This window comes from Flavobacterium beibuense (genome assembly GCF_004151245.1).
In the GTDB taxonomy this organism is placed as follows: domain Bacteria; phylum Bacteroidota; class Bacteroidia; order Flavobacteriales; family Flavobacteriaceae; genus Flavobacterium; species Flavobacterium beibuense_A.
Genome location: NZ_JUIW01000009.1, coordinates 1 through 12,745 on the forward strand (window position 1 = coordinate 1; position 12,745 = coordinate 12,745).

General features: G+C 39.5%; 9 protein-coding genes. 4 read left to right on the forward strand and 5 right to left on the reverse strand.

Going from position 1 to position 12,745, the window contains the following annotated elements:
* The 4 genes from NU09_RS17100 to NU09_RS12740 form a co-directional block, all read left to right on the forward strand.
* Positions 1–1,220: hypothetical protein (locus tag NU09_RS17100; RefSeq protein ID WP_207209778.1), on the forward strand; the 1,220-nt coding region annotated here is incomplete at its 5' end.
* Positions 1,221–1,260: 40 nt separating this feature from the next.
* Positions 1,261–2,499 carry a gliding motility-associated C-terminal domain-containing protein gene (locus NU09_RS12730; protein WP_165357694.1) on the forward strand — a complete coding sequence of 413 codons (1,239 nt, stop codon included), beginning with the start codon at positions 1,261–1,263 and terminating at the stop codon, positions 2,497–2,499.
* Between the two features lies 1 nt (position 2,500).
* Complete coding sequence (locus tag NU09_RS12735) at positions 2,501–3,445, forward strand: type IX secretion system membrane protein PorP/SprF (protein WP_410501058.1); 945 nt, start codon at positions 2,501–2,503, stop codon at positions 3,443–3,445.
* A gap of 8 nt (positions 3,446–3,453) precedes the next feature.
* Entirely contained in the window at positions 3,454–5,337 is a 1,884-nt protein-coding gene (locus NU09_RS12740; RefSeq protein ID WP_129751681.1) for an OmpA family protein, read from the forward strand.
* 446 nt (positions 5,338–5,783) lie between these two features.
* On the opposite strand, the gene NU09_RS12745 is transcribed toward NU09_RS12740, so the two are convergent.
* The 5 genes from NU09_RS12745 to NU09_RS12765 form a co-directional block, all read right to left on the reverse strand.
* Positions 5,784–5,900: a 30S ribosomal protein THX gene (locus NU09_RS12745; RefSeq protein WP_129751682.1), complete on the reverse strand. Its 117-nt coding sequence runs from the start codon at positions 5,898–5,900 to the stop codon at positions 5,784–5,786.
* Positions 5,901–5,949: 49 nt separating this feature from the next.
* Positions 5,950–8,463, reverse strand: coding sequence for a cation-translocating P-type ATPase (locus tag NU09_RS12750; RefSeq protein ID WP_129751683.1), 2,514 nt, complete (start codon positions 8,461–8,463; stop codon positions 5,950–5,952).
* Positions 8,464–8,518: 55 nt separating this feature from the next.
* Positions 8,519–9,145 carry a carbonic anhydrase gene (locus NU09_RS12755; protein WP_129751684.1) on the reverse strand — a complete coding sequence of 209 codons (627 nt, stop codon included), beginning with the start codon at positions 9,143–9,145 and terminating at the stop codon, positions 8,519–8,521.
* Between the two features lie 74 nt (positions 9,146–9,219).
* The gene (gene scpA, locus NU09_RS12760; RefSeq protein WP_129751895.1) at positions 9,220–11,352 is read right to left on the reverse strand and encodes a methylmalonyl-CoA mutase; all 2,133 of its coding nucleotides are present in this window, start codon (positions 11,350–11,352) and stop codon (positions 9,220–9,222) included.
* A 7-nt stretch (positions 11,353–11,359) separates the two neighbouring features.
* On the reverse strand, positions 11,360–12,742 hold the full coding sequence (locus NU09_RS12765) for a methylmalonyl-CoA mutase subunit beta (protein ID WP_129751685.1): 1,383 nt from the start codon (positions 12,740–12,742) through the stop codon (positions 11,360–11,362).
* Positions 12,743–12,745: the final 3 nt, after the last annotated feature.

A 12,745-nucleotide genomic window follows, 5' to 3' on the forward strand; every position in this document is an offset into this window, starting at 1 on the left:
CAGTACCTACAAATGTGGTAACTATTACTGTAAATGCTATACCGGCAGAAGGAACTATTGGTTCAGACCAGACAATTTGTAACGGAGCTACTCCGGCAACTTTAACAGGTAATGTTATAGCCGGCACAGGTGTAACCTATCGTTGGGAATCTTCACCAAATGGAATATCAGGTTGGGCGGCAACAGGAGGTACGGGTAATAACTATTCACCAGGTACATTAACAGCTACAACGTATTATCGCAGGATAACAAGAATAACCTCGGGGGGTGTTACTTGTGAATCAGTACCTACAAATGTGGTAACCATTACTGTAAATGCTATACCGGCAGAAGGAAGTATTGGTTCATCTCAGACAATATGCAACGGAGCCACTCCGGCAACTTTAACAGGTAATGTTATAGCCGGTACAGGTGTGGCCTATCGTTGGGAATCTTCTGCAAACGGAATATCAGGTTGGGCGGCAACAGGTGGTACGGGTAATAACTATTCGCCTGGTGCATTAACAGCCACGACTTATTACCGTAGGATAACGAGGGTAACATCAGGAGGTGTTACTTGTGAATCAGTACCTACAAATGTGGTAACTATTACTGTAAATGCTATACCGGCAGAAGGAACTATTGGTTCATCTCAGACGATATGTAACGGAGATACTCCGGCAATGCTTATCGGCACAGCTGTATTAGGTACAGGAACAATAACTTATCGTTGGGAGTCTTCTGCAAACGGAACTTCAGGTTGGGCGGCAACAGGTGGTACGGGTAATAACTATTCACCTGGTGCATTAACAGAGACGACTTACTATCGCAGGATAACGATAATTACATCCGGAGGAGCTACTTGTGAATCGGTACCAACAAATGTGGTAACCATTACTGTAAATGCACTTGTTACCGAAGGAAGTATAGGTTCAGGTCAAACAATATGTCACGGTGCTATCCCAGCCCTGCTAACATCCACTACGGCAGGTGCAGGTACAGGAACTGTAACTTATCGTTGGGAGTCATCTCCAAACGGAAGTTCATGGACAACTGTTTCGGGAGCTACAGGAGCTACATACCAACCCGCTGCATTATATGAAACAACCTATTACCGCAGGATTACCATAGCTACCTCAGGTGTAAGCTGTGAATCTCCTGCTAGTAATACAGTTACAGTAACTATAAAGAACTGTAACCTTATTACAAATCCTATGATTTATCAAAGGGTGAGTAACTAGAACAGATAAACCCCACTTAAACTGTTTTAAAATGGAAAACATGAAAAAATTAAAAATTACATACCTGTTCCTGCTTTTTTCAGGAGTGGTAGCTGCCCAGTCAGGGCAAACCGTAAACGAAGGCATACTATATGTAAGCCCGGGAACACTCGTGTCTGTTGAATCGGATTTTGACAACAAAGGCATGGGCGAGTATGAAAATAATGGAGAAGTTTTGCTTAAAGGCAACTTTAATAATGACGGTATTACAAGCTTTAATCCTGCTTTAGGCGGATATACAAGGTTTGAAGGATATACTCAGCAGAATATAACCGGCAGCATACCGGCTGACTTTTACAACGTTTTGTTTCGCAACCCAAATCCGCAGCCCGCTTTTCGTTTGTATGGGGATATTTCGATTAGCGGCAATGCCGATTTTTATCAGGGAATAGTTCAGGATGATATATTTGGGGGAATAATCATATTTGAAGACGAAGCAACTCATACCAATACAAGTGATGAAAGTTTTGTTGACGGCTATGCTGTAAAGAATGGCACAACCGACTTTTCATTCCCTATTGGAGACGGCCAATACTACAGGTATGCTGCTATTTCTGCTCCTGATGATCAGTCATCAGCATTTACAGGTAAGTATTATTTTGAAGATTCCAATGTGCTTTATCCTCATGAAAACAGGGCACAGGAAATCGAGATTATAGATAATAGAGAGTACTGGACTATAGATAAGACAGGAGGGGAGGCAGATGTAATGATAACCCTTAGCTGGGATGAATTTACCACAACACCATCTGAACTTTTAGTAGAATCAACAGAAGCTATACGTGTTGTGCGTTGGGATACCGAAACAGGCATGTGGGTAGATGAAGGCGGCGTGCAGGATATGTTTGCCAAAACCGTAACTACGCCTGTACACGTTTCAGGATACGGGGTATTTACTTTAGGAAGATTGAGAAAAGGTTATTTACCAACAGAAGATATAGTTATTTATAACGGTTTAACTCCTGACGGAGATGGTAAAAATGATTATTTCTATATAGAAGGGATAACAAATCATCCGGGTAATACGGTACAGATATACAACCGCTGGGGTATAAAAGTGTATGAGACAGCCGAATACGACAGTAACGGAAATGTTTTTACAGGCGTGTCTGCAGGTAGGGCTACACTTTCCCAAAGGGACAGGCTTCCTGCAGGTACTTACTTTTATGTAATACAGTATCCGCACAGGGGCACAACTATTAAGAAATCAGGTTATTTATATATAAGCAGTGCAGATTAAGATGAAGAAGGAAATAAACAAGATGAGAAAGATGTCTGCAAAAAGAATTGTAGCAGTATTTGCACTTATGGCTTGCAGCCTGGCAAATGCACAACAGGATCCGCAGTATACACAGTATATGTATAATACTATACAGGTTAATCCTGCCTATGCGGGGTCCAGAGGAAAAACAAGCATATTTGGTATATACCGTGCACAATGGGTAGGACTTGAAGGAGCTCCGACAACTGCAGCAGCTTCGGTAAATGCACCCGTAGGAAATAAGCTGGGGTTGGGATTGTCATTTGTTAATGACAGGATTGGCCCTATGGACGATAATGCCATATCAGTAGACTTTTCATATACTATTGATGTGTCTTATAACTATCAGCTGGCTTTTGGTTTAAAGGGGACGGCAGATTTACTGAATATAGATTTTACAAAGCTTAATATTTATAATCCGGATGATCCTGGATTCCAAAATAATGTAGATAACCAGTTTTCACCAAATTTTGGTGCCGGTGTATTCCTTTATTCTGATAATACTTATTTCGGGGTATCGGTGCCTGATTTTTTGGAAACAAAACATTATGAGCATAATACCACATCGGTAGCTAAAGACAGGATGCACTATTATTTTATAGGTGGCCATGTGTTTGATCTTACATACAACCTTAAGTTTAAGCCGGCCGCTATGGTAAAGGCAACAAAAGGTTCTCCGCTACAGGCAGATGTTTCGGCAAACTTCCTGTATGATGAAAAGCTTACACTAGGTATGGCCTATAGATGGGATGCCGCTTTGAGTGCCTTAGTGGGCTTTCAGGTAACTAAAGATGTTTTTGTTGGGTATACCTATGATATGGAAACAACAAGATTAGCAGAGTATAACTCAGGATCACATGAAATCTACCTGCGTTTTGAGTTGGTTAAGAAAAATGAAAAAGTAGAAAACCCACGATTCTTTTAAACAGTACGATGAGGATATTAAAATATACAGGATTACTATTTATACTGTTGCTTAGTTGTTTTCAGGCTACTGCACAAAGACAGGAAATGAAAAAGGCTAAGATTCAGTTTGATAATTATGCCTATAGTGATGCTTTAGAAATTTACCTTGAGGTGGCAAACACGGGTTACAGGTCTATAGAACTGTATGAACAAATAGGGGATGCCTATTATTTTAAAGGAGAGCTTGATTATGCTTATCAGTGGTATAATAAACTGTTTAACCTTCATAAGGAGGTAGAACCCGAATATTACTACCGTTATGCTCAAACATTAAAGTTTGTGGGTAATGCAGATGAGGCTGATAAGATGATGAATAAGTTCTCTGAACTTAATTCGGATGATCTTAGGACTAAAATGTTTTTGGATAATAAGGATTATCGTAAACAGATTGAAGAGAATTCCGGCAGGTATGAAATAAAGCCAATGGAAGTAAACTCTAACTTTTCTGATTATGGGTCTGCATTTTATAAAGATAAAATTGTTTTTGCCTCATCCAGAGATACAATTAATAATAAGAAGAAACGTGGACGTGTTGACCGATGGACAAATGAAGGATTTACAGGCTTATATGTAACTCCTGCAAAGGAAGATGACAGCCTTGCAGGTAAAGTGGAGAAGTTTTCGTTAAACCTTGATACCAAGTATCATGAGTCGACTCCTGTGTTTACTAAAGACGGAAACACGGTTTACTTTACACGTAACAACTATAATAACGGAAAAGTAAAGAAAGACGATCATAACGGGATATTGCTTAAAATATACAGGGCAACATTTAATGGTACCGAATGGACCGATGTAACGGAACTGTCTTTTAACAGTAATGATTACAGTTGTGCACACCCTGCATTAAGCGCAGATGAAAGGACACTTTATTTTGCCTCAAATATGCCGGGAACCTACGGTAGGTCTGATATATACAGGGTGAGTATTAACGGGAACGGCAATTTTGGAATGGCAGAAAATTTAGGGCCAGGCATTAATACCGAAGGCAGGGAGAGTTTCCCTTTTGTCTCGGATACAGATGATCTTTATTTTGCATCTGAGGGGCATCCCGGACTCGGCGGACTGGATATTTTTGTGAGTAAGATGGAACCTGACGGTAATTATATTAAAGCATATAATGTAGGCAGGCCTATAAATAGTGAAAGGGATGATTTTGGACTAATATATAATGCAGTTGAATCCCAAGGTTTTTTTACCACTAACAGAAAAGGCAACGATGATATATACAGGTTTAAAGAAATTGAAGAATTTGCCTACGAGTGTAAAGAGAAACTGGAAGGTATATTAAGAGAAGAAGGAACTGGAAGGGTGCTAGCCAATACTAAAGTGTTAGTTATTGATGAGAAGAAAAAAGTGACTCAGGAAGCAGTTACGGATATTGACGGAAACTACTCTTTTGAGGTGGATTGTGGTAAGCAATATATTGTGAAGGCAGACAGGGCTGAGGAAGCTCTTGCGCAGAACGAAGTAAAGAAAGGTTCCGATTTAGGTAAGGTGTTTAATATACAATACATCTACTTTGATTTAGGTAAATATGAAATTAAACCGGAAGCTGCAAAAGACCTTGATAAGCTGGTTGCTTATATGAAGCAAAATCCGAATATGAAGTTGGATGTAAGGACACATACCGACTCCCGGGCATCACATAAGTACAATCAGGTACTTTCTGATAAGAGGGCAAATTCCATTATTGCCTATATAATTGATCATGGTGTGGAAGCATACCGTGTAGGAGGTAGGGGATATGGAGAAACTCAATTATTAAGCAAATGTCCTGATGGTGTAATATGTAGTGAGGAGCAGCACAGGCTAAACCGCAGGTGTGAATTTATAATAACTGAAATGTAAAACTGGAGAACAGCAGCATAAATAGTTTTTTGTGGGGATAAACTCTTATGCTGTCTGTAACTTCAGTAAAAATAAAAGCACGGCTTTTAAGTTTCATAGTGGGGAAGCTTAAAAAACAACCGTTTGCTTTCGATAATTAGGTGTTCGGTTAATTGGTTTTGGTAAACAGAATTAAGTTTTATTGTGGGGATAGACTTTAACCTGTAAAAACAATTTAGAATACACAATTATCAAAAGGAGTGCAATAGTATTTTTTAGTTTTAATAGTGGGGATAAACTTCTATACTAAAGCCTCCTTAGGGCCTTGTGAAAACAGGGCCCTTTTTTATTTATAATGTAAGGTGAGAGAGCCAAATATAATTTTTTTTAATTAATTGGTATGTTAAGTTTTTAAAATCCAGTTTTTTAATAAATAAAAAGGCAGTCAAAAGACTGCCTTTTTATAATTACTTCTTAGAGGTTTCAGTTTCGCCTGATTTAGCTTTTTTTTCTTTTGGGCGCCTTACTCCATAAGATCCACGCCAAATTTTACCTCTTTTAGTTTTGATGTCTCCTTTTCCCATAAAAGTTAAAATTTGAAGTTAGTATTGCTTCAAATTTACAAAAACTCATTTAAATGCCGGGTCCGGTATTTTTTAATCGCTTTATCCACTTTACAATTTCAAACCATATAACCGAGATGAATCCGGCAAGTATGCTTAGCCCAAGTAAAGAAATTGAAGGTGTACTGAATTCAAAAAACTTAACCAACGGATCGACATACAGTAGTAAAGAGGTTAACAGGATTGTTATGCCTATTATTAAAGGAATAAGTCTGTTTTTATAGGTAAACGATTTGATAACCGAATAATAAAAAGAACGGTTAACCAAGGTTAAGAATACGTTTGCCGATATAAGCGTAACAAAAACAAGAGTACGTACATGCGATTCAGTAAGGTCAAAGGAAACAGCATAAAGATAAATTCCTAATGTTCCTGCCGTTATGGCTAACCCCTGAATTATACTGGTGGTAAGCTCTCCTATATTAAAAAATGTAGAGGTAAACGGCCTTGGCTTTTGGTTCATGGTGTTTTTTTCCATAGGTTCATTTTCATAAATAATAGAGCATGTTGGTCCCATAATAAGTTCAAGGAATATTACATGTACAGGAGAAAAAATGTTAGGATAAACCCAGCCCAATACTAATGGTACAGATACCGTAAGTATAATAGGTATATGAATGGAAATAATGTACTGAATGGCCTTTTTAAGATTGGTATATATTTTTCTGCCCATACCAATGGCATCAACCATTTTGGCAAGATCATCATCAGGTAAAATAAGCGAAGCAGCTTCTTTAGCAATTTCGGTTCCTTTTTTACCCATAGCAATACCAATGTGCGATGCTTTTAGTGCAGGTCCGTCATTAACACCGTCACCGGTCATCGCCACTACCTGATTACAGGCTTTAAGTGCATTGATTATTTTGAGTTTGGCCTCAGGGAACATACGGGTAAAAATAGCTGTATGCATTACCTTTTCCTTTAACTCTTCGTCAGAGAGATGCATTAATTCCTCTCCGCTAAGGGTTTTGTCATAATCCTTAAAGCCTATCTGTTTGGCAATGGCTGCGGTTGTAAGGGCATTGTCTCCGGTAACAATTTTTATATCAATGCCGGCATTGTAAAATGCATTGAAAACGTCATTAATGTTTTTCTTCGGAGGGTCGTAAAAAGCAACTATGCCATCAAAGGTAAAGTTTAGATCCTGCTGATTTTTAGGGAAATCATTTCCGCTGAATTCCGTATGGCCCACACCTAAAACCCTAAAACCATCCTTTGCCAGATTTGATATGGTTTCGTTAACTGCTGCAATCTCACCTTCTGATAAGCCTGATACCTTCATCATAGCTTCGGGAGCACCTTTTGCGGCTATTACCCTGTTACCGTTAGTGTCTTCAAAAATATGAGTCATCATTGGTGGTTTGCCACCCAGCGGATATTCATGAATCATTTTGAAATTCGGCCTTATGTCATTATCCGTTAAGTCAGCATAGGCCTTATGTAGTGCAACTTCCATAGGGTCGAAAGGAATAGGTTCGCTGGCCCACATGGCATAAGTAATCAATTCGTTTTCTTTTTCAGAAAGATTGTTTTCAGGATTTGATATGAATAATGAAGGAAAAGCTGCGACACGGGCTAGGGTCATTTTATTTTCGGTAATGGTTCCCGTTTTGTCGGTACATATTACTGTAGCGCTGCCTAACGTTTCTACAGTTTTCATCTGCTTTACTATAATGTCCATTTTCATGAGCCTCCAGGCGCCTAATGCCATAAATGTAGTAAAGGCAACAGGAATTTCTTCGGGAAGTATACTCATGGCAAGTGTGAGTGACTTTAAAAGGCTGTCGATAAAATTGCCGGAGTTTATGTAATTAAATACCCATACCGCTACAAAAACAACAGCTCCCAGTATTACCATCTTTTTTACAAAGTTGGCAATCTGTTTTTCAAGGGGTGTCTTTTCAGTGCTGATATCTTCAAGACTTTGGCCTATTTGCCCCAGTTTTGTAGATTTTCCTATGGCAGTAACCTTAACTACCGCCAGTCCTGTAGTTACTATGGTTCCGCTGTAAACAATATTATCTTCTTTGTTTTCGTCTTTGGAGACAGGAAATGATTCTCCTGTAATAACCGATTCGTTAACCGAAAAATCATTGGCCTGCACTATGGTTCCGTCAGCGGGTATGGCAGAACCTTCCTCAACAATCATGAGGTCATCAATAACAAGATCTTCGTTGTTAATGGTTTGTTCTTCCCCGTTTCTTATCACCTTGCAGTGAGGACGGGTATAATCCTTAAGTTTTTCAAGAGCATTCCTGCTTCGGGATTCCTGGTATAGTGAAATGGTAGCTACCAGCAGTATGGAAGCTGCCATAAAAATACCGTCACCAATATCGCCGCTTATAAAGTAAATGGATGCAGCTACAAGCAATAAAATAATCATGGGCTCCTTGACAAGGTCTTTGAGCGCCATGATTATTTTATTTTCTTTTTTAAATTGTATTGAATTACTGCCGTGGCTTTCTCTGGATTGTTGCACCTCTTGGGAGGTTAATCCTTTTAGGCCAAAGTACTTTTGCTCCATAAAAAAGTATTAGTGTAGTAAATATACTAAACTTCCAGGGTCGCAATGTTAATCTTTAGGTAATTCTGTAGATATCGGCAATACCTTTTGTAATGGCTTGAAAATCAATTTTAAGATCTACAAGATTACCGGTTCTTAAGTCGAATATCCAGCCATGAACTGTAAGATTACGGTTGTTTACTGCACGCTGAACTTCAGCCGTTTTAATTACGTTAATACATTGTTCCTGTACATTAAGTTCAACTAGTCTGTCGTAGCGCTTGTCTTCATCTTCAATCGAATTAAGTTCTGCTTTATGCAGGCGGTAAACATCACGTACATTACGCAGCCATGGGTTAAGTATACCTAAATCTGCCGATTCCATTGCAGCTTTTACACCACCACAGTTATAGTGTCCGCAAACTACAATGTGGTTAACCTTTAAAAAGTCTACCGCATAGTTAATAACTGACATTACATTCAAATCGGTATTGGGTACCATGTTTGCAATGTTACGGTGTACAAAAACATCTCCCGGTTCAAGTCCCATGATTTCTTCGGCAGTTACACGGCTGTCGGCACAACCTATGTATAGAATTTCTGGTGATTGCCCTTTCGCAAGGCTGTCAAAATAAGACGGATTGCTTTTAATCTGTTTGGTAATCCATTCCTTATTGTTCTCAAAAACTTTTTTAATATCCATTATTAGTATAGTTTATTACTTTAAAGATACTTAGTTGCATAAAAAAGCTCCGTTATTAAACGGAGCTTTAACTCTTATTCAAAGCCCTTAATTAATACTTCAAGTATTTTAATGGCTGCTTCACTAATTTTTGTTCCCGGCCCGAATACCGCTACAGCACCCGCATCAAAAAGATATTCATAGTCCTGAGCCGGTATAACACCACCCACAATTACCATGATATCTTCACGGCCATATTTTTTAAGCTCTTCAATAACCTGTGGGACTAATGTTTTGTGTCCCGCAGCGAGTGAGGATACACCTAAAATATGTACGTCGTTCTCCACAGCCTGTTTTGCTGCTTCGGCAGGTGTCTGGAAAAGAGGCCCGATATCCACGTCAAAGCCAACATCGGCATATCCTGTAGCTACTACTTTAGCACCACGGTCATGACCGTCCTGACCCATTTTTGCAATCATTATCCTTGGACGACGGCCTTCCAACTTAGCAAATTCATCTGCCAGCTGTTTTGCTTTTTCAAAGCTTTCGTCATTTTTTATCTCTTTGCTGTACACTCCGCTAAATGATTTGATTTGTGCTTTATATCTTCCGTAAATCGATTCCAATGCATCACTAATCTCACCCAGAGTAGCCCTGTTTCGGGCTGCATCAACGGCAAGTTCTAACAGGTTGCCCTGTCCAGATTTTGCTGATGAGGTAAGTTTTTCAAGGCATTCGGCAACTTTTTGGTTATCGCGGGTTGCCTTGATATTGTTAAGTCTTTCTATTTGCTGGCGGCGTACAGTTTGGTTGTCTACCTCAAGAATATGAAGCGGATCTTCCTTCTCCAGTCTGTATTTGTTTACACCAACAATTATATCCTGTCCGCTGTCAATTCTAGCCTGTTTTCGGGCAGCAGCTTCTTCAATACGAAGTTTTGGTATACCTGCCTCAATAGCTTTGGTCATACCACCCAGTTCTTCCACCTCCTGGATAAGAGCCCATGCTTTTTCGGCAATTTCAGCAGTAAGGCTTTCTACATAATAGCTTCCTGCCCACGGGTCTACCGTTTTGGTAATTTTGGTTTCTTCCTGTAGAAATATCTGTGTGTTACGTGCAATACGTGCCGAGAAATCGGTTGGTAAGGCAATAGCCTCATCCAGGGCGTTTGTATGTAGCGATTGTGTTCCTCCAAAGGCTGCCGCCGCAGCTTCAATAGCAGTACGGGCCACATTGTTAAACGGATCCTGCTCTGTTAAGCTCCATCCGCTGGTTTGGCAGTGTGTACGTAATGCCAGTGATTTTTCACTTTGCGGGTCGAACTGTTTAAGCAGTTTTGCCCATAACATACGTCCTGCACGCATTTTTGCAATTTCCATAAAATGATTCATTCCTATCGCCCAAAAGAACGAAAGGCGGGGAGCAAAATCATCTATTTTCATTCCTGCCGCAAGCCCGGTACGAATGTATTCTAAACCATCCGCAAGGGTGTATGCCAGCTCAATATCGGCAGTAGCTCCGGCTTCCTGCATGTGGTAGCCCGAAATACTGATAGAGTTGAACTTTGGCATTTTTTTACTGGTATATTCAAAAATATCAGCAATAATTTTCATGGAAGGAGCAGGAGGGTAAATATATGTATTTCTAACCATGAACTCCTTAAGAATATCATTTTGTATGGTTCCCGAAAGCTGCTCCGGTTTTACACCCTGTTCTTCGGCAGCAACAATATAAAATGCCATTACCGGAAGCACAGCCCCGTTCATAGTCATTGAAACCGACATTTCTCCTAACGGAATCTGATCGAAAAGAATTTTCATATCCTCAACACTGTCTATAGCCACACCGGCTTTACCTACATCACCCACTACGCGTTCATGATCACTGTCATAACCGCGGTGTGTGGCAAGGTCAAACGCTACAGAAAGTCCTTTTTGTCCCGCAGCAAGATTACGACGGTAAAAAGCATTGCTTTCTTCGGCAGTAGAGAAACCTGCATATTGCCTGATTGTCCAAGGACGGCGAACGTACATAGTTGCATACGGCCCGCGAAGGTTAGGCGCAAATCCGGCTCCGAAACCTAAATGCTCAAGGTTTTCAATGTCCTCTTTGTTGTATGTTTCTTTTACTTCAACACCTTCGGCAGTAACAAAGTTATCTTCTTTGCTGTTCGCTAATGGCTTGGTGTTGTTAGTGTTTAACTGTATATGTTGTATGTTTTTTCTCATGTTACCGTTATTCTGCACCTGCATTAGTCTTTTCTTCTTCCAGTCGTAGCTGCTCTGTTTTTTCGGCAAGGCGCTTTTCAATAATAGGAATGATAAGTGTTTTTCTCGGGTTAGATTTTACAAACGGATAAAGTTCCAGTTCATGGTTCATTTTATCATGTTTGTTGGGGTACTTATTAGTACCTAATAAAATCTCTTTACCGCCATCAAAAAGCTCCTGCTCTTTGGTTGCACTTTCCTGTATTTTACGCTGTATGGTTCCTTCTTTAAGTTGTGTAAGGAAACCACCATTAGCTTCTATATCCTTGAATAATGCAAGTCCTTTTTCGGTCAGTTGTTGTGTAAGTTCCTCTATATAATAAGCCCCGTCTGCAGGGTTATTTACCTTATCAAAGTAGCTTTCATATTTTAGGACTAGAAGCTGGTTACGCGATATCCTGTCGCCAAACTCATTGTCCTTGTGGTAAATTGCATCATACGCCAGGTTAGACACCGCATCGGCACCTCCCAGTATTGCACTCATACATTCGGTAGTTGTACGCAGCATGTTTACATTGTAGTCATAAAGCGTTTTGTTACGTCTAGTAGGAGAAGCAATAATGTGGCATTCAAAATTATGATCATACTCTTTTGCCAAAAGACCGAAAAGGAGTCTTAAAGCGCGAAGTTTTGCGATTTCAAAGAAGTAATTTGTACCCACTGCTACCTGTAATACAACAGGTTTGTTTATGGTGGCTATTCGATTAAAATATTCATTGGCATGAGCCAATGTATAGGCAATCTGCTGAACGATATTAGCTCCTGCATTTTGGTAAAGGCTACTGTCTATGCTTAAGAAATGAATATTAGAGCAGGCAATCGCTATAGTATTTAAAGATTCAAAATCTTTGTCAAGATTGGTATACCAGTTGCCGTCTTTTGTCAATTGACCAATAGGGTCCAGTTGAACAAAAAACACTGCATTTTTAGCTTTGGCTATGGCATCCAGTTTTTTTACGAAATCGATTGAAAGAAAATTCAAATTGAAGTAAACCGGAGTGCTTTCCAAAGGAAGTGTATTCAGTAGTTTTTCAACATCTGTATCTTCGTTAGGAATAGTAAAGCGAATTGCTTCGGCACCACGTTTTAATGTTTCGTTAGCACGAAATACAGATTTATCTATATCGTGTACAAAAATATTCTGGCAAATTTTAAATTGAGAGGTGTGGGTAGTTACCTGTAAAGGTTCTTTAAATTCATCAATATGGTAAAAAGGTTTTACCTTAATTCCTTCAGGACTTTCCCAAATAAGAGTTTCGTTATAATCGGCTCCCTTCAGTTCATACTGTATCTGTTGTTTCCATTGTTTGGAAGATACAGGTTCAAATTCATTAAATAAATTTTCGCTCATGCG